The following is a 23,775-nucleotide window of genomic DNA, read 5'->3' as shown; positions in this document are numbered from 1 at the left end:
GTGCTCTTCGTTGCACTAAAACAAACCGACAGTGTTGCTCTATAGTGCAGCACTAGCTAAAGATGAAACTTAACTGATTGATAAGTATGATGTTAAACCATTGGCATATATGTTGCTCTATTGTCTTTATGTAAATTGTATACAATAAAAAATACATAAAGGAAGTCACATGGAACAGAACAGTGAATTGATCTACGGATTGGATGACCGACCATCAGTTAAAGCAGCCAGTTACGCGGCGCTGCAGCATGTATTAGCCAGTTTTGTTGGCATTATCACCCCCACGCTTATTATCGGTGGCGTTTTAGGGTTAGGTGAACACACTCCTTATCTGATCAGCATGGCATTAATGGTGTCTGGGGTAGGTACCTTTATACAAGCCAGAAAAATAGGGCCAGTTGGCGCAGGGATGATCTGTGTCCAAGGAACCAGCTTTGCGTTCTTGGGATCTGTATTAGGTGCGGGCTTCCTTGTTAAAGCGAATGGCGGTGGGCCGGATGAAATGCTCGCCACCATTTTTGGCGTTTGTTTCTTCGGTGCGTTTGTCGAAATTGTCCTATCGCGTTTTATCGAAAAGTTGAAAGTGGTGATCACCCCAGTTGTAACCGGAATCGTTATCACCACGATTGGTATCTCTTTGATTAAAGTTGGCGTCACAGATATTGCTGGTGGCGTTGGCGCAGAAGATTTTGGCTCTGGAAGCAATCTGATGTTGGGTGCCATCGTCCTCGGAACCATAGTCGCGCTTAACCTGAGCAACAATAATATGGTTAGGTTGTCGTCGATTTTAGTTGGGTTGGTAGTTGGCTGGGGCGTTGCCATTTTGATGGGCAAAGCGTCTATGGTTTCTTTTGCTTCTCAACCGCTATTGAGTATTCCTGTCCCATTTAAATATGGCTTCGCTTTTGATTGGCAAGCCTTCCTACCTATTGCGTTTATCTACTTGATTACTGTTATTGAAACGACGGGGGATCTTACCGCCAACAGCATGTTCTCAGGGCAGCCGGTTAAGGGGCCGAAATATATCAATCGACTCAAAGCTGGCGTGCTAGGTGACGGCGTGAACTCGCTTATCGCAGCGGTATTCAATACTTTTCCAAATACGACCTTCAGCCAGAACAATGGTGTGATTCATTTTACCGGAGTCGCGAGCCGCTACATTGGCTACTTCATTGCCGCGATTCTTTTTCTGTTAGGGCTATTTCCCATCTTAGGCGCGGTATTAATGACGATTCCAAAGCCAGTATTGGGCGGGGCGACATTGGTGATGTTCGGTACAGTTGCCGCAGCGGGCATCAAGATTATTGCAAATGAAAAGCTGGATCGCCGCAGAATCATGACGATTGCCATCTCATTAGGTTTAGGACTTGGAGTAATGCTAGTGCCTGACTTATTGAAAGAAGCACCCAAGCTAGCGCAAAGCATATTTGGGTCACCTGTAACCATGTCTGGTATTACCGCGCTTGTGATTACCGGGTTAATGTCTTTGGTGCCTGAAACTAAAGCCAAGCCGATTTCGAACGTTGTACATACCAGTAAAGCGTAACTTATACAGCCGAGAAGAAGCGTAGGTGACTGATTACGGACAATTGCGTTATCTACCTACCATAGGCAGAAAAACGAAACATCCCATAGAGAGGATTGGTAGAGATACCAATCCTTTTTTGTATTTGGATGTTTGGCTGAGTGACTTATCTACATGAAGTGATTAAGAAATATACAGATTTAAGACGTTGTTAAAGTTGACGTTTTGAAGATAAAACCTTTCATGAATATGACTGAAGCGAGCGTGCTTCATGAAAACATTGCGGAATCACACTAGTGATAGCCTTCGCTGAGAACTCATAATACTCAGTTCAATACTGCTGAACCGCACTACAATGAAAATAGATAAACATTACATGAAGAAGATCTACTGAAATAGCATGAAAAAACTAAACCTTATCTTTGCCGCTTTTCTTATTACTTTGCTTGCCGGATGCTCGTCACATGCGGCCGTCGATACTTCAAAAACAAAGGGCTATGCCAATTCACATGCGCTTGTGGGAGTGGCTTCTTGGTATGGCGATAAATTCCATGGAAAACTGACGGCAAGTGGTGAAACGTATAATAAAAACGCCTATACAGCCGCTCACAAAACCTTGCCATTTGGGACTATCGTGAGAGTGACCAATACAGCCAATAACAAGTCAGTCGATGTCAAAATTAACGATAGAGGCCCTTACGTAAAAGGCCGAGTGATTGACCTTTCCCACAAAGCATTTTCTCAAATTGGTGACGTTAAGAAAGGCGTAGTAAAAGTCAAAATTGAGATTATTGATGACAGCAACACCTTTCGATACAAACACTAGAATCCCCTCCTAACCTCCCCTTGGTGTACATCTCCGCTCCCTTACCAGCAACGGGAAGGGGAGGAAAAAAACCTCGATCTCGATGATTGAATAGCATATTTATGCTTACTCGATAAGGCTGCTTTTGCAGCCTTTTTTGTGCCTTTCGATAATCCATTTTTAATAAGATTATCTTATTTTCAGTATGTGGGTTGATGATGTAATGTGGTCAATAAATCAGTGTCTTAGCTTTCTTATCATTAGGGTTCATTGAAATTCATTGTGAAATAATGAAAAGCTAACCTAATCCAAGTTGAGCTTTGGTGTGATTAACAGTGAAAGCCTAAGGGCAATTACATTTAGTTACTTACTGAAGTAAAACTGAAATATTAGTTACACGGTTCTGAAATTTTTGGTGTTTAGCTTATGGGCTTCTATATCGCATTTAAATAAGGAAATACCCGTGAAGCTAACCCCTGTCGTTGCAGCCGTAATTATGTCTTTTAGCTCAGCAAGCTATGCTTTCAGTCTTCAACAATCTGCCAATGAAAACAGTGAAGATCTCGTATGGACAGGGCACCTAAGCCCAGACAGCGACACGGTTATGTCTGCGATGCTCGCGGCTCATATCTATGGTGGTACAGCGACAGTACCAGAGCCTATCAATCCAGAATCCACCTTCATCTTGAACTACTGTAATGCTGAATCTCCACGCGTAGAGACAGATTACTCTTCATATCGAGTGGGGCTGGTGGATTTCAATCAAGTCACTCAGCTAGCGCCAACCATTGATCAAGCATCGATTGTTGCTGTGGTTGATCATCACGCAATTGGTGGCTCACCGATTAACACACCACAAATTGTCGAGATGGACATTCGAGGCTGGGGCTCGGCTGCAACTATTTTGGCTGACAACGCTGAAAAGCTGGATGTGACACGACCTAAGCATCTTGCTTGTGTCGGTTTAGGCGCAATCCTTTCTGATACTGTGGTATTCCAATCATCGACCACGACTGAGCATGATCGTGAGTACGCAGAGAAACTTGCAAAAGTTGCAGGTATTTCAGATATCGAAGATTTCGGCCAACAGATGCTGATTGCTAAGTCGGATCTCAGTCATCTTTCTTCTGAAACCATTCTGACGCTGGATTACAAAAACTTTAAATACGGTGGCAAACAGGTGGGTATCGGTGTGGCTGAAACGCTAACGGCTCAACAACTGATTGAGCGTAAAGACGATCTTCTAGCAGCAATGAAGACTTACAAAGAAGAGAACGGCTTAGATCATCTGTTCTTCTCCATCACAGACACGAAGAACAAAGAAGCTAACCTATTGTGGGTGGATGAAAGCGACTATCAAGTCATCAAGTCGGCTTTCAACGCTGAACCAACAAGCGACATGCTGACGTTAGAAGGCGTCACTTCGCGTAAGCGCCAGATTGGCCCTGCGGTTCAAAAGGCAATTGAGAGCTTGTAAGTAGAAAGAGAGTTTGGAGGGGATTGGTAGAAATACCAATCCCTTTTTTAATTATTGGGCGTCTAAATGGGATTTGGACAAAAACGTTTTATAGATATCACTAAATTAGTAGTTACCGGATTACCTGAGGTATAGCAAAGCTTTTAGTCGATAGGTCGACATCAGTCACCCACAACACAAGTCTTCCCTCTGCAGCTTGTTATGCCAAAGATCAACAGCATACTTCCTTTTTAGGAAGCTTCTGAATTTAGATCTACCCCCATGTATTCCCCTAGCTCCCTTTTTATTCGGTGCAACTCATTAATTGGAACTGTAAAACGAGCATATGAAGCGTCTTGTGAACCTTGAAGGGCAACAACGTACCTTCCAATCTCCGGGTGAGCTGTCGTAGTAATACTCAGGCATTGACCTTCAATAGAGAATTCAGTCACCGTATCCATATTGATATAATAATTATTTTCCAATTTTAACGCTTTTTTTGTCATAGTAAACTCCTTACTCTCTTGAGATGCGTTAGCGTAACGTACTGTTATAATTTAGATTTTTCAATAGTTTCCTTTGTAGGTAGTTGGTTTTCAAAATACTGTCGAAATGCAATATGGACATCTTAAATCCAGTGCTCACTATTATCTGTTTCTAAAAACTTAATTGCTTTTTCAAGTATGGGAAATTCGCTTGGTGCAGTGTCCAGTTTTGCAGTTGCAGATCAGTTGACGATGTCGCTATTATTTCCAAAGAGGGATATGACTATGGGTAAGCCCTTCTTCCTTACTGTTCATTTGATGATCGTAAACTTCTATACAAGCACGGTATTGTTCTGTTCTCAATAGTGAACAATCAACAAACGTCTTTGCCGTAAGAGACTTTGCTGTAGAAGCGGTACTGTCACCAATGCTCGCTGCAAACCACATTCCCAGCAAATTACCGCCCTGTACATACGGTAGTGCCACGTCTACCCCGTCATGGGGGTTGTGGTAGACTTGATCTAAGTTGATACAGGATTGTTGTTCATTTCGAAATCTGCACTCTATCTGCGCATTAATAGCATGGGCCAAGCATACATGAGGGTGTTCTGGTTTCATCCTTTCAATTAATCGCTCTATCGAATGTTTGCTAAAACGTAGATCTGAAGCGTAAAAAGAGTATTTTCCATTAAGCTTAGTTACATAGCCCCCACCAAACTTTTGCGTCATCGGGTCAAAGAATGCCTGCATTGCTATGTGCGACTTATCCCCTAAATAGATGCCTGACACTGCCTTGCCATCACCAATGAACTTCATACACTTTTTCTGTAAATTCTTTATGCCTTTAGCACTGGCAAGTATGTTTAATAGATGATCTTTGTTTTGTTCGCATTCTCTGGAAAGTCTACCAACTAACCCTTTTGCCAATGACTCAGTAATGACTTTTGGGTCAACTCTTAAAGCTCGATTCATATTCACTAACTCCTTATCGTTTGGGCTCGCTCACACTATATTTATGCCAGTGCACATATAATAGTAAACAGTTGGAAAGGTTAGTAAAAATAAGGAAAGCCTTAATTTTCATTTGGTTAGAAAAACATGACAGACCGTAGAAAAATAGTAAATGCACCTCAATTCCTACCTAAACTTATTAAAATGTACGAAACTCAACAGTCTTTCGCCGATGAAGTTGGAGTAAGCTCTTCTCAAATAAGTAAATGGAAAGACGATGATGACAGTCAATTGCCTCAGGTAGATAAGTATCCCCAACTGGTTTCAATTGCACTTGAGCACGATTTTTTTGTGGAATTAGATGATGGCGACCGAATAACGCCACCCACAAAAGAGCCAGATTTTATTCAAAAGCTCCCCCCCGACACAAGGCGAAAGATAGCTCAATTCTTAACCGTTGGAGTCTGCGTTTTGGCTACTGGCGGAAGTTATTATGCCTACACCACATACCGTGATATTAGCGATAAGTTCGGCAACAAAGAGGTTGTAGAAGTGCTCAAGCAACGTTCCCAAAAAAGCATAGAACTGTGCGAGCAAGATTCTTCTTTATGTGCTGACATTGATAAGGGTAACAGTGAACCATAGTTCTTAAGAGAGCCAGAATAAATATAAATTTGGTATTCTAACAATAAGTACTGTCGCATAAGATTTAGTAGGGAAAGTAAGTACTAACAGTATATGAATGACCTTTTACTCTAAACGGTTTTGGGGCAAATCCGTGTTAGTCCTACTAAAAATCCCCTCCTAGCCTCCCCTTAATCAGTATCTACAACCCATTGTGGTTCGTAGAAAGGGGAGGAACTGAATACAGATCGTTACATGTGCAGTTACACATTCAGCGCTAAAGAAGGTTCTCCCCCTCGGTCGTCAATCTAGAGGGGGGATAAACTTAATTGGAGGGGGAGTTAGAGGGGGTGGGTGTTCGAAATCAGCCCGAACGCACAGGATATCAATGCTCTCAATTCAGAAAAACATTACGCTTCACCCAAAAGATTGGAATGCCTAAGCGTTCCAATTTTAATATCTGATTTACCTACGCCGCCTAGTGCACCGAATCATAAATCAATGTGCTTCTTCAGCTCTTAACCAAAACTCGGACAGGTCTTCAAAAAGGTCATCGTTATCTAAGATGCTCAAATGGGTTTCGTTGTAGCCGAGGATTTGTGACGCGTGGAGTTGGGCTGGGCGCGACAATTGGCTTGATAAATTGATCACACTATCGTTGCTGTTGGTATTAAATAGGTCGCCCGAGTTATAACCAAAGGCTAAAAAGTGGGGAATGTGAATCTTACTGCTGTCAATTAATAAGTCAGCGATAAATTTCCCGTCTGGATTTAAATCAACCCATGCCGGCATTACTACGGGAGAGTACTCGACCCCTTGTTTAGCAGACTCGACACCACTAAACGGCGAAGATATGGTGGCTACGCTGCTTACAAAATCGCATAGCTGCCCAATACGGCACTAGCGAAGACTGTTGGTGGCGACAAGCCCTCCCATACTATGTGCCACAACATGTAATTGTTGGATTTTGTATTCCGTTAACACCGTGTGCATGAGGTTATTCAGGCCTTTGGAGTTCAAAGCCAGAGACAAGCCTGAAGGATAGTTAAAGACCCAGATCTGATATTTAGATTGGTCGACTTTTTCAATCAGTGGGGCAAAATCTAACGCAGTGGCGTTGATGCCATGCACAAACAAGATCGGGATTTTGTTTGGGTCGAACTCTGACAGAAAGTAGAGCCCAGCGTTATCTTCGAGCAAAAAGGTCAGCGGCTGCCACATGCCGAGTTTGCCATTTTTTCTGTCAAAAGGTGGAGCTTCCAAGCTCACGACTGTGCCTATGTCGATCAAATCCAATTCGATTTTTAACAGTGAAGGTAGTGAACGATCAACAAACGCTCTTGGGGCTTCACTCTCATTAACCGTTAGTGAGACTTCTATTGTTGATCTGTCTTGGTGATCACGTAGGTTGATTACACTGAAAGCTTCATCGGCTTGTAGGGTAAGGTCTTGATTCTTATCTTCAAAGATAAGTAGGTAGTGGATGTTATTCGATACATGTAAGTGAATACTGTCACTGTCTATGATGCCATCGTAGCCATCAACCTCGCCTTTGTTAATGTCTTTGATTTGTTCAATCACCACGGCAGAACCGGAGGCATGTTGATTCAAGGTAACCATGTATTGATTGGTTATGGAGTCGATGGCTTGTATCTCATTAGATAGATTTCTAAAGTTACCGCACCCTGACAGCAGTGAACTGAGTAATAGCACTGTGCTGATTAAGCGTGCAGTAAGTAATAGCTTCATTCTAATTTCATCCTTATCCCACCCCGATTTATCCATAAATCAATAACCTGAGTTTAATAGTAGCAATAAAACAGCGCTTAATAAAAAGGCAAGCAAACGACTATAAAGTTCGCTTGCTTGCCTGAGAGGTTTCATTACTTAGTGAGTATATTGAACACTAAAGCGTGTTTTTATATACCTTGCCGTCTTTCATGATCAGTTTTTGTGTCTCTGTGTTTGCCACACAAGCAACTCTTTCCAGTGGGTTGCCATCGATGATCAATAAGTCGGCATACACGCCTTCAACGATCTGACCTAACTTGCCTTCTTGGTATGGGTGTTGGTAGGTCGACATTTCGAACAAGCGACCACAGTTTGATGTCGCCATGCGAAGCGCGGTGATGGTATCGAATACTTGCTCAATCGCACCAAGTTCATTCAATTGTGTCGCGTGAACGTTGGTTTCACCTACACAGTCAGTGCCAAAATCGATGTTCTGGATGTCGTATTTCTTAATCAATTCTGCCGACTTGAACATGGCTTTACCCACGCGCTCTGTTTTGCGGTATGTCTCTTCGTTTGGCAGTGGGATCTTACGCTCTGCAATCAATGAAGAGGTAAAGTAAGACGGGATCACCCAGATACCTTTCTCTTTAATTATCTCGGCAATGTCGTCGTCCATGATAGTCGCATGTTCGAATGACATCACGCCCGCTTCAGCGGCTCGGCGCAGCGACATAAGTGCCGTAATCTGAAGCGGCATCAACCGCAGCTTTCATCTCTTCAGATGTGAACTGCAATGTGTCTAGCGGATCAAACGTTGAAGATGCGCCACCACCCGCCATGATCTTGATTTGGGATGCGCCCATAAATAGCTGTTCGCGAACCGCTTTTAAGACTTCTGAACGACCATCTGCCACTTTCATTGCGCCAAGCTTCCTCATAGGTGAGTCTTCATGGCCGTTTGCTAAACGCTCTTGTGCTTGGTTTTGACGGTAATCGGAGTGACCACAGGTTTGTGAGATAGCTGCCATTGAAGGCAGAATACGTGGGCCAGTGGCATAGCCGTTGTCGATACTGGTTTTTAAGGCCAAGCGTGCTACCTGCTACATCACGAATGGTGGTAAAGCCACGCATTAACATCTCTTCAGAAATCTTTGCTGAGCGAATCGCCACTTCTTCACGCGTCATGGTATCAATGACATTGAATGGTGCAGATAAAGTGATATGAACGTGCGCATCAATTAGGCCTGACATGACCGTGCCACCTTGAGCATCAATCGTTTCATCGGCAATCGTTGGGTCAATCTCTCCAATCTGAGTGATCAAGTTATCTTCGATGAGGATCGATACGTTCTCGATTAAGTTGCTCTCAACACCGTTAAATACGTTCGCGTTAGTGATTAGCTTTTTCATAGTCTGCACCTTTTGGAAATGAGTGTGTGTCGCTGATGGAGTCATCTTATGGGGCGCAGCATTTAATGAATGGCCATTTGGTGACAGTGATGAATTGGGTGTGTTTTTGCGATTGCTATAAGAAAGGCAAGGGGGATTTCTGTCGAATTATTAATTTGAGGAATGAATGTTGGCGATGTCATGAAATGGTAAGTTTTGCTTTGATTCGAACGCTAAGATGTATTTCAAATCAAGGCGACTTATCAAATTAGATTAGAGAGAGACAGAATGACTAAATCAGACAAAGTTTACGGGTTCAACACACCACAACGTCTATTCGTAGGTTACACGTTAGCCGTGCTGGTGGACTTAGTAGTGCTTAACTTCTTCGATGAGTACTGGGACTTCGTTAACATTGAGTCTTTCACTATCTCTTTGATTGCGGCATTGTTGCTGCAGCTATTATTGAAGCTCTCTATTGGTTTAGAGCACAAGATTGCTGAACACTTCAAAAGCAAGCCGGGCACTGCACCTAAGGTGTACCGAGCAATCACCAATTACATTATCTTGGTGGGCTCAAAATTCGTGATGCTAGAAGCGATTAACCTTCTGTTCGGAGATAAGGTGAGTTTTACAGGACCTTGGGGCGGCGTGGTTGCTTTCTTCGCTGTGGTATTTACGATTCTGGTTGCTGAAGTGATTGTATCGAAGATCTACTTTGCTCTGGATGACAAACAAGATTCAAATGTGAAAGCGCTTAAAGAGACCAACGCGTAATAGAACTAAAATACAAATGTGAATAACAGACGAGCCAGCTGAATAAGCTGGCTCGTTTTCGTTTGAGTTGCGATAACCAATTCGATACGCGAATTGGCTCTATTTTTCGTAAACCACATCCCCGCGTAACACCGTCATCAACACTTGAGTCTTAGCGATTTGTCTTGCTGATACTGTGGTGATGTCGCGGTCGAGAATGGCGAAGTCAGCGGATTTGCCTACCTCAATAGAACCTGTTACATCTTCAATTCCAAGACTTTTGGCGGCATTGAGCGTGTAAGCGTCGATGGCTGTGTAGATATCGGTTAGGCCGGTTTGGCCCATGATTAAGCTGTTCGCGATGCCGACCAATGGGTTGATGTCGTGTACGTTCCAGTCACTGCTTAAGGTGATGTTTGCGTCGGTCTTGAGTATTGCATCGAGGTTCATCATGGCTTTAGCACGGCGAGCACCTAGGAAAGCTTCAGCCCATTGGTGTTGATGCCTTGCAACGTAATCAGAGCCAACTTGGAAATCTGCAGTTACATCTAACTGGCGAAAGCGTGGCACATCTTCATCATTGATTAATTCGACATGGGTTAGGGTGTAGGGTTTGGTTGAACCTTGTTTGCGAATACTTTCTATCGCATCAAGAGATTCACGAACCGCTCCATCACCAATCGCATGAATGTGGGCGCTAAAGCCGATTTTCTCGAGCGCAGTTAACCATTCTTTCATTTGTTCTGGCGGAATATAGTTCAAGCCATTAGGAGACTGGGGTAGATAAGTATCTAAGTAGGGCGCGAGTGTTTTGGCGGTGCCATTGATAAAGATGCCATCACTGTACATTTTCACCTGATCGACAAGTAACAGATGGCTTTTATCGTCGGAATGCATTTTCTCAAAGACTTCTAATTGAGAAGACATCACCATCGATGGGTACACCCAAGGGCGTAGCGATACTCGCGCCGTTAAGTCTTGATTTTGCTCGGCCTCTAGCCAAACGTCATACCAACCTCGTTTCCAATACATGCGACCGTCGCCAATGGTGGTGATGCCGTGGGTTGCCGCTTCCTCAAGCCCGAACATTAAGCCTTGGTAGCTTTGCTCAAACAGTTCACTTTGGCTATTCCAAGCCATCTCCATCACTTGATCGCCAGCATTGTCTAGCAAGATGCCATTGAGCTTGCTGCTGTCTTGGTCTTTTAAATAAACACCGCCTTGTGGGTCTGGAGATTGTTGGCTGATTCGAGCGATTTTTAGTGCTTTTGAGTTGACCCACATCGAGTGTGAAGTCTGCTCCATAAGCACCACGGGGCGATTAGGGAAGACACTGTCGATGATCTCTAGTGGCGTGTAGTCAGAGTCGCTATCGAGCGTCGCTTCCAAAGAAAAACCATAGCCCATAAGCCAACCTCTGCCATCGGTATCAGCATTGATCTTACACGCTTCTAAGTAGGGGATTTACTCTTCTAACGTTGCTTCAGAGTCGAGTTCACAATTGCCACCCAGCTCTGAGGCGGCTTCAAACACATGGTTATGGTTATCAATAAATCCCGGAAGGACAAAGGCATTGTCTAAATCAATGACATCAGTGCTTTGCCCTTGAAAAGTTTGCGCCTGTGATTGGTTACCAATGAAGATGATCTTGCCTTTGTGGGTAACGATCGAGTCCGACTCACGATGCCCGTATATATCAGCATTGATAAAGATCTGGTCAGCACTTTGGTTATGAACAGATGTTTGCGCTTGAACTGGTGTTTGTGTTTGAACAATAGTGTTGGCTTGTGCAAGCACCGGCGCTACGGCCGATAAGCTTGTGAGTAATGCTATCCATGCAGTACGTGGCAGAGTGAGCTTGTTATTCATTATTATGTCTTCCATGTTCCACGGTTTAGTAAGTATAGAAAGCGAGTGGCGAGAATCATATCGTGAATTTTTAATAATAAAGTGTCCTTGGTTGCTCTCTTGTTTGAATGTAATTCCAGTGCCTTTTGAGGTGGTTGTGGGAATACAGCTCGTCAATAAAGGATTGCGAATCCATTCGCAGACTAAACAATTCACATAAGGTTCTGAATAAATTACAGTTAAGTGAGCTATAAAAATGGATTTAACGTATTACCAAGGATGTAAGTTTATGTTTTCAAGAGACTTACTCGCATTACTAATAAAAACAAGTCGAGGTTAGGATGAAAAAAATATTATTGCTGCTTAGCGTGATCTTATTGGGTGGTTGTGTTGGCATGCCCGAAACGGTAAAGCCTGTTCAACAGTTTGAGTTGGAACGATACCTAGGGAAATGGTACGAAGTGGCTCGTTTGGATCACTCGTTTGAGCGTGGCTTAGACAACATCAGCGCTGAATACAGCCTTCGTGATGATGGCGGCGTGAAGGTGATTAACCGTGGTTATTCGGCGGAAGAAGGTGAGTGGAACGAAGCGGAAGGAAAAGCGTACTTCGTTGAGGGCTCTGAACAAGGCTATTTGAAAGTGTCTTTCTTTGGCCCTTTCTACGGCGCTTATGTCGTGTTTGAATTAGACAAAGAGGGCTACCAATACGCGTTTGTTTCTGGGCCCGACACTGATTACTTATGGCTACTCGCAAGAACGCCTGAAGTCGCACCAGAAGTGATGGAGAAGTTTAAAGCCATGTCGAAAGAGCGTGGCTTCAATACCGATGAGCTGATCGTTGTGGAACATACCCAATAAACCGATCGCTGTTATTGCTGAGAGTGACTGATGATTGATAAGGCACAGAGGATGAATTTCTCTGTGCCTTTTTTATTCAAAGATAGAGCTACAATTAACGAGGCTGGTTGCCGTTCAAGAACAGCGCGACACATTCGCGAGTGTAGTGAAGTCTTTCTTCTTCAGATTCTCCGCTATCGTGTCCGAAGAATCCCCAATACGCCGATTTGCCGTGAAACATCAGCAACAGTTGGCGTGCTGCAATGACTGGCGAGCTTGATGTCGACAGTGTGAGATCACCAGAGTCTATTTTCGACTGCAAATAATCAGCAAGTAACTTGGTGGTTTTCTGAGGCCCAGTTTCTAAATAGATAGAGGCGATCTCTGGATGCGTATTCGCTTGGCTAATGGCATTTTGAAAGGTTTGTCTAGATTGTTCATCAAGTAATAAATCTTGAAACTTCACACCAAATTTCACCAACTCATCACCCACCGCAGCATCCATATCAAAGGCAGCAGGACTGAGTTCTCGCTCCGCACACTTGGTTTGCATGCAGGTTTCGAAAAGTTCGTCTTTGTTTTTAAAGTGAGAGTAGACCGTTTGCTTGGAAACGTTCGCTGCTTTGGCTATCTGATCCATATTGATCTTGAAGCCATGTTCAGAGAAAAGTTGGCTGGCTGCGGTTAAGATCTGCGATCTCTTCTGTTCACTCTTGATGATTTTAGTCACGTGTTTGCTTCTCGTTACTTAGTGTTGTCTCGTTACCTAGTTTGTCTCTTTGCTTGGTGCCTGTTGGTGCTCAGTTCTATGTGTCTCGTTTTACGCTAAGCATTATGCTTTTTGTGATGGTTTTATCAAACACTAACCATGAAACTTATTTTTAACATAATCAAACTAGACAGTCTAGTTTGGTTTGGTTAGTCTAAAAAAAGAACATAATTGAGTACCGCATAGGAACAGGAAGTATGTATAAATTGATGAAGGGAAGCGCAGTAGCAGTGGCGTTGTCGACTCTTCTTGTCGGGTGTGGTGAAAATACACAAGCCGAGACAGCATCCGATGCAGATAATGCTGCAGTGGAATCGAGTAGTGCAGCGTCGACAGTCTTAACAGTAGAAACTGTCGCTTTGGAACGCTCTCCATCGTATGCGGTACAGCGTGAATATGTCGGTGTGGTAAAGGCCGGGCAGCAGGCGAATTTGGGTTTTGAATTGGCGGGTAAGGTCAATGAGATTCTGGTGGATGTCGGTGACACAGTCACAACGGGTCAGCCATTGATCCGATTGGATACTCAACTTTTGGAAACCGAGTCTAGCCAACTGAAAGCGCAGGCTGAAGAAGTCAAAGCTCAATTGAGTTTGGTGGCAGCGAACCTTAAACGTCAACGTTCATTGAAAGCGAAAGGCTTCAGTGCCGAAGCGGAGATTGATTCTCTCACCAGTGAGCAACGCGTATTGCAGGCGAACTTGTTGCGCATCGATGCATCGGTAAAAGGCAATGAACTGAAATTGGTGAAGTCGACAGTGCTTGCGCCTTATTCTGGAACCATCGCGACGCGCTTTGTTTCGCTCGGAGATGTGGTGAATGTGGGTAATCCAACTCTTACACTGCTCGCTTCTGAGGGCAAAGAGGCCTTCATCGGTATTCCTGCTCACCAAATGCAAAAAGTCACCTCACTTTCTTCGCCTAACATCCGAGTTGGGAGAACAGATTATGCCGTGGAGCTATTGAATCCCGGCGCAATGGTCGACACCCAATCTCGCAGTGTCGGTTTGCGTTACCTATTCCCTGAACAATCATCGGTATTGGAAGGGCAACTTGCCTACCTTAAATTTGATGAGCAGATTGATGACTCAGGTTACTGGGTGCCATTAACGGGTTTGATTGATGGATTGCGCGGTGTGTGGAACATCTTTGTGATTGGTGAAGACAATAAGGTTGAACGTAGAAGTGTTCAGGTGTTGTTTGCCAACAATCAACAAGCGTATGTGAGTGGGGCGATTGAAGACGGTGAACAGGTCATCGCCAGTGGTTTACATCGCTTAGTTCCGGGCCAAATCGTGAAACCAGTCAGTGCGGCTGAGTAGGTAATAGTATGAAAATAATAGAGACTATTTCCAACACTCGACTGCTTATCTTGATGACCGCGCTGCTGATGGTGAGTGGTATTTCGGCGTTCATGACGTTGCCACGTGCAGAAGACCCAGTAATCATCAACCGTTACGCGAACATCACAACCAGCTTCCCCGGCGCCAGTGCCGAGCGTGTTGAAACCTTGGTTACTGAGGTAATCGAGAACAAGCTGCGTGAGCTGAGTGAAGTTAAATTGGTGAGTTCAACCTCTAGGCCGAGCGTATCGATTGTCACGCTAGAATTGAATGACACCATCACCGAGCCAGAACCCGTCTGGTCCCAAGCTCGCGACAAGTTATCTGATATCGAATCCATTTTGCCTGCGGGTGCTCAATCGCCTGATCTCGATAGCGACCATACCTATGCTTTCACGACCATCGCATCTCTAACTTGGTCTGGTGCAGGCGAGCCTGATAGGTTAACGCTGGGCCGTTATGCCAAAGAGCTCGCCAAGCGACTAAGAACTTTGTCGGGTACTGAATTCGTTGATGAATACGGGATGCCGCAAGAAGAGATTCAAATCAGTTTACGTACGGCCGATGCCGCTGCTCTAGGGCGTTCAAGCGCCAATATCGCTGAATCGCTCGAAGGGGCAGACGCCAAGAACTCGGCGGGTGAACTGGTCAGTGCTTATTCTCGCTTTGGCTTAGAAATTAAATCTGAACTGGATTCCATTGAACGCATTAAGCAAGTGCCAATAGCCACTGATAGCAAAGGTCACATCATCCGTATGGAAGACATTGCTTCGGTGAAACGTGGTGAGAAAACCCCACAAGACCAGATTGCTATTGTTGATGGTGAGCCGGGTGTGATTGTCGCGGCAAGAATGCACCCTGATCTGCGAGTTGATAACTGGACGTCGCGAGCTAATGCTCTGATTGGTAAATTTGAGCAAGAGTTACCAAGTAACGTTAAGGTGACCGTGCTCTTTAATCAGCAAGGTTATACCGAAACTCGCTTAGACGATTTAGGCAAAAGCTTGATGATCGGTTTCGGTCTGATCTTGATTGTTCTGTTTGTCACTTTAGGCGTGCGTGCCGCGATCTTAGTCGCCATTTCTCTGCCGTTAACCTCATTATTGACCCTGTCGATCATGAAAATGACCGGTGTGCCGATTAACCAAATGTCGGTGACAGGCCTAATTGTGGCGCTCGGGATCATGGTTGATAACGCGGTGGTGATGGTCGATACCATTCAGGCGTATCGTTTGAAAGGGCAACAACGAGCAGAAGCGACCATGAATGCATTGAAGCATTTATGGGTGCCGTTATTAGGCTCAACTTTAACTACCGTGTTGGCGTTTGCCCCGATTATCTTGATGCCGGGTGCATCGGGTGAGTTCGTCGGTGGTATTGCGATTACCGTTTCTTTCTCATTGATCGGCTCTTACATCATCTCGCACACCTTAATCGCAGGCTTAGCGACTAAGCTACTGCCGAAACAACTCAGTGATGTCGACAAGAAAGGACAGCACCATTGGTACATGACCGGCTTAAGAATCCCGGCTTTGACGCGCTGGTTCTCGTCTTCTGTCCGCTTTGGTGTCACGCATCCAATTATCACGATTGCTTTGGTGTTGTTGGTTCCGTTTACCGGTTACTGGAGTATGTCTCAGCTGACTGAGCAATTCTTCCCGCCATCAGACCGAGACATGTTTGAGATCCAGGTGTACATGCCGCCGCAAGCGAGCATTTATGCCACTAAAAACACCTCTGAAAAAATCGACGATATCATTCATCGTTACCCTGAAGTGGAGCGTATCGATTGGCTCGTGGGTGCAAACTTCCCATCCTTCTATTACAACCTGCAAGCAAGGCAAAATAATGCGCCATACTTCTCGCAAGCCATGGTGAAAACAGAGAACTTTGACCAAGCCAATACGCTAATTCCACAGTTGCAAAAGGTGTTGGATGAAGAGGTGCCGGAAGCACAAATCTTGGTACGTAAGCTTAACCAAGGGCCTCCATTTACCGCGCCCGTTGAACTGCGAGTGTATGGTGAAAACCTCGATACGTTGAAAGCGATTGGTGAGGATGTGCGATTGATTTTGGCGGGTGTTCCTCATGTGACGCACACAAGGGAAACGCTGCAACCAGGTACTCCGAAGGTGTGGTTGAAGGTCGATGAAGATACCGCAAAGCTGAATGGTATTTCATTGAACCAGTTCGCAGGTATGCTGCAAACTACGCTGACAGGTCGTGAAAGTGGCTCTGTGATTGAAGGCAGTGAGTCGGTACCAATCCGTGTTCGTGTGGCAGATGAGGCGCGTGAAAACTTGGCTCACTTAAGCAATATTCGTTTGCCAATCAGTTCTGATGTCTACTCAACGGGGATCAATGTTTCGACTCTGGCAGAACTGGAATTGACGACCAGTCGCGGTGCGATTACTCGTCGTAACGGGCAGCGTGTGAATACCATTGAGGGCTACATTGAAGCGGGTGTCTTACCTCAAACTGTGCTCAATGAATTCCAAAAACGCTTAGAAAGCTATGAGATGCCATCGGGTTATACGATTGGTTTTGGTGGTGAATCTGCTGAGCGTGACAATTCAGTCAACAGTCTTATCTCGAATGTCGCTGTCGTGGTGGTATTGATGGTGTTGGTGGTGGTGATGTCGTTCAACTCGTTCCGAATGAGTAGCATCATCTTCATGGTGGCGGGATTGGCTGGTGGTCTAGGGTTGTTGTCGGTGTGGATTTTCGGTTACCCATTTGGTTTTACGGTGATCATCGCGATGCTCGGGATTGCGGGCTTAGCGATTAACGCTGCCATTGTCATTCTGACCGAATTGAAGTTAGACAAGGAGGCTTCCTCTGGGAATGTTGATGCAGTCGTTGATGCTGTTATGTCGTGTACTCGTCATATCAGCTCAACCACGATTACAACCGTGGGCGGCTTTATGCCACTGATCATTGCTGGTGGTGGCTTCTGGCCTCCATTTGCGGTCGCGATTGTGGGCGGTACCGTATTAACCACCCTTATCTCGTTCTACTTTGTACCTGTGGTTTATCATTTGATGACTCGAAATCAGCGAAAATCCATGACTACTCAAGCGGCATAACTGTTTTTCAATTTAACGTCTCTTCAATTTGGCTACTCTTTAATTGCCCATAATCGAGCCGTATCTGGCTCGATTATGGTGTGGTTATTCTCGATAAATTCATCCCAATTCCTACCTTTTTGTTGTGCTTTTCACCGCTATTACGCCCTCAATTAGTCAAATTATCCTTTCTGTTAGTCATTATATTCTTTCAATTCGTCACATTAGTGCATAGATGAATGCTTGATTATCTTGTTGGTGAATGAGTGGGTGTTTTGAATAATCTAACCAGTGAATACCTTGTAAATGGTATGTGAATTCACAATTTTGACGGGCGTCACACTTCTATTTATTCGCTCTTTCTAATGTACCTTGAACTTGCCCCGAGCTTTGGTGGTGAGCGAGTGTTTATCTACTTTTTCTCAATCCCTTGTCAGTACTGGCTCCATCTGTGTAGCACGCTATTGATGTGTGTCTTAATCGCTTACTGCTTCTTAGTTTTCGTCTTCATAAATGGAAGGTTAGTTTCCAAGTTTGTTTGGTGAGCTTTCAATTTCAACTCTTCATAATGCGCCGAATGTAACAATGTATTTCAAAGTGTAACAATTAAGTCATGTTTTCTGTGTGGTTTTAACCCAGCAGTAACGAACCTTATTGCATTGCTTTTTGAGATGCGGCGTTTCACATGCTCAACACATAAATATTCTAATGATCATGACAACCAGTACTCAGACGTTCGTTCTGAGGCTGGATAACCATCGAGAAAGTTAATGGAAGCTTCAAGATATAAACGCATTTTATCGAGGACAAATTTGTCGAAGATTGGTTTGCTGGGAACCGTTCTGATGCTCGAAGGATGTAACTCCGCATTGCTCGACCCAAAAGGTAGCGTTGGCGTTCAGGAAAAAGAGCTGATTATCACGGCTCTGTTGCTGATGTTGATTGTCGTCATCCCAGTGATTCTGATGACCATCTACTTTGCTTACCGATACCGCGAGAGCAATACCACGGAAGAGTATGCACCTGACTGGGCACACTCAACCAAGATTGAAGTGGTGGTATGGACGATTCCAATCATCATCATCGCGATTCTAGCCACCATCACTTGGCGAACAACACACGAATTAGAGCCATCAAAGCCTCTGGTGAGTGACGTTAAGCCTATGGTGATCGAAGTGGTCTCTCTGGACTGGAAATGGCTGTTCATCTATCCGGAGCAAAACATTGCGACGGTTAACTATGTTGCGTTCCCGAAAGATGTACCGGTGACGTTTAAGCTGACTTCAGACAACATCATGAACGCGTTCTTTATCCCGCGTCTTGGTTCGCAGATCTACGCGATGCCGGGAATGGTGACCAAGCTGAACTTGATTGCTAACCATGAAGGTGACTTCAAAGGTTTTGCATCGAACTACAGTGGCAAAGGTTTCTCACAGATGAAATTCACTGCATCAGCCATGCCTGATCAAGTGGCATTTCTAAACTGGGTGGAAAAAGTGAAAGCAAGCCCTGATCGCATTGAAGATTGGGAGCAGTTCCGTTCATTGGCTGCGCCAAGTGTGGCTGAACCCGTCACTCTGTTCTCCAGTATCCCACCATTTTTATTCACCGATGTCGTGACCCAGCACCCTGGTTCAATGAACTGTTTGCCGGAAACCCAAGGATAATCGTCATGTTTGGAAGATTAACTCTAGACTCAATTCCCTACCACGAACCCATTATTTTGGTCACGTTAACCATGATCGCTTTAGTGGGCAGCTTAGTGGTGTACGCGGTAACCAAAGCCGGTAAGTGGCAATACCTTTGGAATGAATGGTTTACGTCGGTAGACCACAAAAAATTGGGCTTCATGTACATTGCTGTAGCGATGGTGATGTTAGTTCGTGGCTTTGCTGATGCGGTCATGATGCGCAGTCAGCAATTGCTTTCTGCAGCTGGTGAGACTGGCTATTTACCGCCACATCACTACGACCAAATCTTCACGGCTCACGGCGTGATCATGATTTTCTTCGTAGCGATGCCTCTGGTTATCGGTTTGATGAACATCATCGTGCCGTTGCAAATCGGTGCTCGTGATGTTGCATTCCCTTACTTGAATAACCTGAGCTTCTGGCTGTTTGTGGTGGGTATTATCCTAACCAATATGTCACTGGGCTTAGGTGAGTTTGGCCGTACGGGTTGGTTGGCGTATCCGCCGTTGTCTGGCATTGAGGCGAGCCCGGGAGTCGGGGTCGATTATTGGATATGGGCACTGCAAATATCAGGTGTGGGTACCACGTTAACGGGTGTGAACTTCTTTGCGACCATTTTGCGCATGCGTACTCCATCTATGCCAATGATGAAGATGCCAGTGTTCACTTGGGCATCTCTGTGTGCCAACATCCTGATCATCATCTCTTTCCCAATCCTAACGGTCACCATCGCGTTACTGACTTTGGATAGATACATCGGCACGCACTTCTTCACCAATGACCTTGGTGGCAACGTGATGATGTATGTGAACTTGATTTGGGCATGGGGACACCCTGAGGTGTACATCCTAATTTTGCCTATCTTCGGTGTGTTCTCTGAAGTGACTGCAACCTTCTCTCGCAAAAAACTGTTTGGTTATACCTCACTGGTATGGGCAACGGTGGCTATCACTATTTTAGCGTTTGTGGTTTGGCTACATCACTTCTTCACCATGGGTTCTGGCGCCAATGTGAATGCCTTCTTCGGCATCGCGACCATGATTATCTCTATCCCAACCGGGGTTAAGATCTTCAACTGGCTATTCACCATGTACAAAGGTCGTATCCGCTTCACCACGCCAATGATGTGGACAGTGGGCTTCCTAATCACCTTTACCGTGGGTGGTATGACGGGCGTATTGATGGCAGTACCGGGCGCAGATTTCATTCTGCATAACTCAGTATTCCTGATTGCTCACTTCCACAACGTGATCATCGGTGGTGTTGTGTTCGGTTGTTTTGCTGCGATTGGTTACTGGTTCCCGAAAGCGACCGGTTTCACTCTGAACGAGCTTTGGGGTAAACGCGCATTCTATTGCTGGATCATTGGTTTCTTGATGGCGTTCTTGCCGCTTTACGCTCTGGGCTTTATGGGTATGACGCGTCGTTTGAGCCAAGACATCAACCCTGAGTTCTTCCCTCTACTGGCGGTTGCGGCCGCAGGTACAGGTGTGATTGCGATGGGTGTTGTTTGTCAGTTCGTTCAGATTTACGTGAGTGTTCGTGACCGCGACCAAAACCGAGATCTAACCGGTGACCCGTGGGGGGGACGTACATTCGAATGGGCAACGTCTTCACCACCGCCGTTCTACAACTTTGCAAAACTGCCTAAGGGCGATGAACTAGACGCGTTCTGGTATCAAAAGCAAAGTGGTGAGTTTGATCCAACTCAGGAAGAAGAATACGAACGTATTCACATGCCGAAGAACACACCGACAGGCATTTATGTGTCGGCATGGGCGTTGGCATTTGGCTTCGCAATGATCTGGTACATCTGGTGGCTAGCAGCTGCAAGCTTAGTGGGTATCGTAGTGACGTGTATTCAACACAGCTACAACGACGATGTGGACTATTACGTGGAAGTTGAAGAGATCAAAGCGATTGAAGCGGCTCGACGTGCACAGCTTGAAGAAGCGAAGAAACAGTCAGTGAAAGGCGACCATTCTGGTCGTGGTAACAGCGCTGACACTGATAACAACGACAAAAAAGATGACTTGGAGACGACGTATGCAAGCTAATACTCCGTCACACACTTATGATCTTGCACACTCGCATGATCATCACCACGAAGCTGCGGGGAATAAGTTGTTTGGCTTCTGGGTTTACTTGATGAGTGACTGTGTCCTGTTTGCCACGCTTTTCGCGACGTATGCCGTGCTTGAGAGTGGATCAATTGCAGGGCCGACAGGTAAAGACATCTTTGAACTGCCGTTCGTGTTTGTCGAAACCATGATGCTGCTGTTCAGTAGCATCACCTTTGGTTTTGGCATGATTGCAATGAAGCGCAAAGACGTGACCGGACTGAATCGATGGATCAAAGTGACTTTCGTATTGGGCTTAGCCTTTATCTGTATGGAAGTGTATGAGTTCCACCACTTGATTGCAGAAGGTTATGGTCCTCAAGAGAGTGCGTTCCTTTCAGCGTTCTTTACCTTGGTTGGTACACACGGTTTGCACGTAACGTTCGGTCTTATCTGGATGGCGGTGGCGTATCACCAACTTTCAACCAAAGGCTTGAACGACAACATGTCGATGCGTTTCCAGTGCTTAAGTTTGTTCTGGCATTTCCTTGATATCGTTTGGATTTGTGTATTTACCATCGTGTACTTAATGGGGGTGATGTAATGGAACAGCATCTAGACAGCGGTGCAACGGATTACGTGAAAGGCTTTATTGCTTCACTAATTCTCACCATTATTCCGTTCTACATTGTGTGGGCACATGCGCTACCAAGTACGGAAACTTACGTGATCTTGTTCGGCTGTGCGCTGGTGCAAATCTTTGTCCACTTTAAGTACTTCTTACATATGGAAGCGAAATCTTCCGATGGACGTTGGAACTTGGTGTCACTGATGTTTACCGCCATTGTTGTATTGATTCTTATCGCTGGCTCGGTATGGATCATCTACAACATGAACGTCAACATGAAGTTGTAGGCTAGGGTATGCTGAAAAGATATCTGTCTATCACTAAACCGGGCATCATTTTCGGCAACCTGATTTCTGTTGCGGCGGGGTTCTTCCTCGCCGCAAAAACAGAACCAGCCAATGCGATGTTGTTACTGACAACATTAGCGGGTGTGGGACTTGTGATTGCATCAGGTTGTGTGGTGAATAACATCTTTGATCGAGACATCGACCAAAAGATGAAGCGCACACAAAATCGAGAATTGGTTCAGGGCAACATCAATACGGACGTCGCGTTCGTTTATGCCTTGGTTTTACTGCTCTCAGGCACAGCGCTTCTGTTTCAGTTCGCTAATCCGATCTCTGCGGTCATGGTGTTGCTTGGCTATGTGTTTTACGTCTTTTTCTACACAATGTGGTACAAGCGTACATCGGTGTACGGCACTTTAGTCGGCAGTATTTCGGGCGCAGTTCCGCCATTGGTGGGTTACTTGGCGGTGACTAATTACATCAGCCTTGAAGCGGTATTGTTGTTTGTGATGTTCTGTTTATGGCAAATGCCACACTCGTACGCGATCGCGATGTTCCGCCTTCAAGATTATCGAGATGCAGGCATTCCTGTGTTACCGGTGAAAGAGGGCGTCGACAAAGCGCATCAACACATGAAAGCCTATGTAGTGGCGTTTGGTGCAGTATCATTGGCGCTGTTCCTACTCGGGGAAGCAGGTTATGAATACCTAGCGGTGTCGGCAGCAGTCTGTTTTATGTGGACCAAAGTGACATTCCGCAAAGTCGATTGCCTTAACTACATCCAGTGGTCAAAGACGGTCTTCAAGGTCTCTCTGCTGGTGGTTATGAGCATCAGTGGTGTACTGGGGCTGGAGTTGATTCCGTTGCCTACGCTTTTTTGATTTAAGTTTGTCGTTGAACCCTCAATGTTCTGAAGTCCGAGGGTTTGACGACTTTTTATCTGTCCCGCTTTAAGCTATTACCCTCCAAAAATATCACCAAGCCAATCTTCAAGCTGCTCTCGTTTATCTTGTGGGCCATTGATGATCACTAAGCCGTTTAGTGTCGCGTGATCCCAAGATATGGTGCCAGTTGCTAGCGCATCGAACACATCGAGTTCAGTAATTAACAGTAGATCTTCCTCAATAGGCAAAGTATCTCTACCTGACACATCGACCCCCTTCTCAAGTTTCACTTGGCTGTAATGACCTTTGATTGCTTCGAATAAGTTGAACTCAATTTTGCTTGGGTGGGGTTTCGCAAGCGCGGCCTTGATGGCAAAGAGTCGAAAGTGATCCGGCTTATTGAGGTTGTTGAATTCATCGTCTTGTCTGGCTGTAATGACGTTGCCAAATACCTCGAGTGAACCGGGCTCTGTCACCAAACTAAATCCGGTATCTTGGTGAAGACCACAGGCAAACGTGAGTGAAGAAGTAAGCGAAAGAATCAGAGCAAATCGTTTTAACATAATGGTTATCGAGACCTATAACAGGGTTAAGAATCTGACGCCAGAAGCCGAACCTGACGATAAAAAAGGGACCACA

The 23,775-nt window shown here is 45.1% G+C and carries 17 protein-coding genes and 3 pseudogenes; 13 read left to right on the top strand and 7 right to left on the bottom strand.

The genetic code is table 11. The features are described 5' to 3' along the window. The first annotated feature begins 169 nt into the window (after window positions 1-169). The 3 genes from AB4585_RS01295 to AB4585_RS01285 all read left to right on the top strand — a co-directional run bounded on the left by AB4585_RS01295 (window position 170) and on the right by AB4585_RS01285 (window position 3,807). Window positions 170-1,546: a uracil-xanthine permease family protein gene (locus AB4585_RS01295; RefSeq protein WP_372169255.1), complete on the top strand. Its 1,377-nt coding sequence runs from the start codon at window positions 170-172 to the stop codon at window positions 1,544-1,546. A 379-nt stretch (window positions 1,547-1,925) separates the two neighbouring features. Then, the gene (locus AB4585_RS01290; RefSeq protein WP_017068116.1) at window positions 1,926-2,351 is read left to right on the top strand and encodes a septal ring lytic transglycosylase RlpA family protein; all 426 of its coding nucleotides are present in this window, start codon (window positions 1,926-1,928) and stop codon (window positions 2,349-2,351) included. A gap of 442 nt (window positions 2,352-2,793) precedes the next feature. Further along, a complete protein-coding gene (locus tag AB4585_RS01285; RefSeq protein WP_372169254.1) occupies window positions 2,794-3,807 on the top strand; it encodes a manganese-dependent inorganic pyrophosphatase in 1,014 nt (337 codons plus the stop codon). Between the two features lie 230 nt (window positions 3,808-4,037). On the opposite strand, the gene AB4585_RS01280 is transcribed toward AB4585_RS01285, so the two are convergent. Next, window positions 4,038-4,292, bottom strand: coding sequence for a hypothetical protein (locus tag AB4585_RS01280; RefSeq protein WP_141922192.1), 255 nt, complete (start codon window positions 4,290-4,292; stop codon window positions 4,038-4,040). A 240-nt stretch (window positions 4,293-4,532) separates the two neighbouring features. Then, window positions 4,533-5,243 carry a hypothetical protein gene (locus tag AB4585_RS01275; protein ID WP_372169253.1) on the bottom strand — a complete coding sequence of 237 codons (711 nt, stop codon included), beginning with the start codon at window positions 5,241-5,243 and terminating at the stop codon, window positions 4,533-4,535. A 126-nt stretch (window positions 5,244-5,369) separates the two neighbouring features. Here AB4585_RS01275 and AB4585_RS01270 point away from each other — a divergent pair, with 126 nt between their 5' ends. Beyond that, window positions 5,370-5,867 carry a hypothetical protein gene (locus AB4585_RS01270; protein WP_372169252.1) on the top strand — a complete coding sequence of 166 codons (498 nt, stop codon included), beginning with the start codon at window positions 5,370-5,372 and terminating at the stop codon, window positions 5,865-5,867. 477 nt (window positions 5,868-6,344) lie between these two features. Here AB4585_RS01270 and AB4585_RS01265 read toward each other — a convergent pair. Both AB4585_RS01265 and AB4585_RS01260 read right to left on the bottom strand, forming a co-directional pair. Next, window positions 6,345-7,595: pseudogene (locus AB4585_RS01265) on the bottom strand (lipase family alpha/beta hydrolase). 157 nt (window positions 7,596-7,752) lie between these two features. Beyond that, a pseudogene (locus tag AB4585_RS01260) lies at window positions 7,753-8,990 on the bottom strand (amidohydrolase family protein). Window positions 8,991-9,257: 267 nt separating this feature from the next. On the opposite strand from AB4585_RS01260, the gene AB4585_RS01255 reads away from it, so the two are divergent. Next, complete coding sequence (locus AB4585_RS01255) at window positions 9,258-9,746, top strand: hypothetical protein (RefSeq protein ID WP_372169251.1); 489 nt, start codon at window positions 9,258-9,260, stop codon at window positions 9,744-9,746. 99 nt (window positions 9,747-9,845) lie between these two features. On the opposite strand, the pseudogene AB4585_RS01250 reads toward AB4585_RS01255, so the two are convergent. Further along, a pseudogene (locus AB4585_RS01250) lies at window positions 9,846-11,594 on the bottom strand (amidohydrolase). Window positions 11,595-11,914: 320 nt separating this feature from the next. Here AB4585_RS01250 and AB4585_RS01245 point away from each other — a divergent pair. Next, window positions 11,915-12,433 carry a lipocalin family protein gene (locus AB4585_RS01245; protein WP_017060193.1) on the top strand — a complete coding sequence of 173 codons (519 nt, stop codon included), beginning with the start codon at window positions 11,915-11,917 and terminating at the stop codon, window positions 12,431-12,433. A 94-nt stretch (window positions 12,434-12,527) separates the two neighbouring features. On the opposite strand, the gene AB4585_RS01240 is transcribed toward AB4585_RS01245, so the two are convergent. Then, window positions 12,528-13,142 carry a TetR/AcrR family transcriptional regulator gene (locus AB4585_RS01240; RefSeq protein ID WP_004736309.1) on the bottom strand — a complete coding sequence of 205 codons (615 nt, stop codon included), beginning with the start codon at window positions 13,140-13,142 and terminating at the stop codon, window positions 12,528-12,530. A 236-nt stretch (window positions 13,143-13,378) separates the two neighbouring features. Between AB4585_RS01240 and AB4585_RS01235 the strand changes: the two genes are divergently transcribed. From AB4585_RS01235 to cyoE, 7 genes are all read left to right on the top strand, one after another. After that, entirely contained in the window at window positions 13,379-14,500 is a 1,122-nt protein-coding gene (locus AB4585_RS01235) for an efflux RND transporter periplasmic adaptor subunit (protein ID WP_372110962.1), read from the top strand. An 8-nt stretch (window positions 14,501-14,508) separates the two neighbouring features. Then, window positions 14,509-17,607, top strand: coding sequence for an efflux RND transporter permease subunit (locus tag AB4585_RS01230; RefSeq protein ID WP_372169250.1), 3,099 nt, complete (start codon window positions 14,509-14,511; stop codon window positions 17,605-17,607). 749 nt (window positions 17,608-18,356) lie between these two features. After that, a complete protein-coding gene (gene cyoA, locus AB4585_RS01225; protein ID WP_081325387.1) occupies window positions 18,357-19,253 on the top strand; it encodes a ubiquinol oxidase subunit II in 897 nt (298 codons plus the stop codon). A gap of 5 nt (window positions 19,254-19,258) precedes the next feature. Beyond that, the gene (gene cyoB / locus AB4585_RS01220) at window positions 19,259-21,334 is read left to right on the top strand and encodes a cytochrome o ubiquinol oxidase subunit I (protein WP_372169249.1); all 2,076 of its coding nucleotides are present in this window, start codon (window positions 19,259-19,261) and stop codon (window positions 21,332-21,334) included. Next, window positions 21,306-21,941 carry a cytochrome o ubiquinol oxidase subunit III gene (gene cyoC / locus AB4585_RS01215; RefSeq protein ID WP_372169248.1) on the top strand — a complete coding sequence of 212 codons (636 nt, stop codon included), beginning with the start codon at window positions 21,306-21,308 and terminating at the stop codon, window positions 21,939-21,941. The genes cyoB and cyoC overlap by 29 nt, the downstream gene beginning before the upstream one ends. Then, entirely contained in the window at window positions 21,941-22,252 is a 312-nt protein-coding gene (gene cyoD, locus AB4585_RS01210; protein ID WP_016786088.1) for a cytochrome o ubiquinol oxidase subunit IV, read from the top strand. Before cyoC ends, cyoD begins: the two co-directional genes overlap by 1 nt. 8 nt (window positions 22,253-22,260) lie before the next feature. Beyond that, the gene (gene cyoE / locus AB4585_RS01205) at window positions 22,261-23,133 is read left to right on the top strand and encodes a heme o synthase (RefSeq protein WP_372169247.1); all 873 of its coding nucleotides are present in this window, start codon (window positions 22,261-22,263) and stop codon (window positions 23,131-23,133) included. 77 nt (window positions 23,134-23,210) lie between these two features. On the opposite strand, the gene AB4585_RS01200 is transcribed toward cyoE, so the two are convergent. Beyond that, window positions 23,211-23,699 (bottom strand): hypothetical protein, encoded by a 489-nt coding sequence (locus AB4585_RS01200; protein ID WP_372169246.1) that lies wholly within the window; start codon window positions 23,697-23,699, stop codon window positions 23,211-23,213. Window positions 23,700-23,775 lie beyond the last annotated feature (76 nt).

The organism is Vibrio sp. 10N.222.49.C9 (assembly GCF_041474985.1).
GTDB classification, from domain to species: Bacteria; Pseudomonadota; Gammaproteobacteria; order Enterobacterales; family Vibrionaceae; genus Vibrio; species Vibrio crassostreae_C.
Note: the sequence above shows the minus strand (reverse complement) of the source record. Positions and strands in the feature narration are given on the sequence as shown.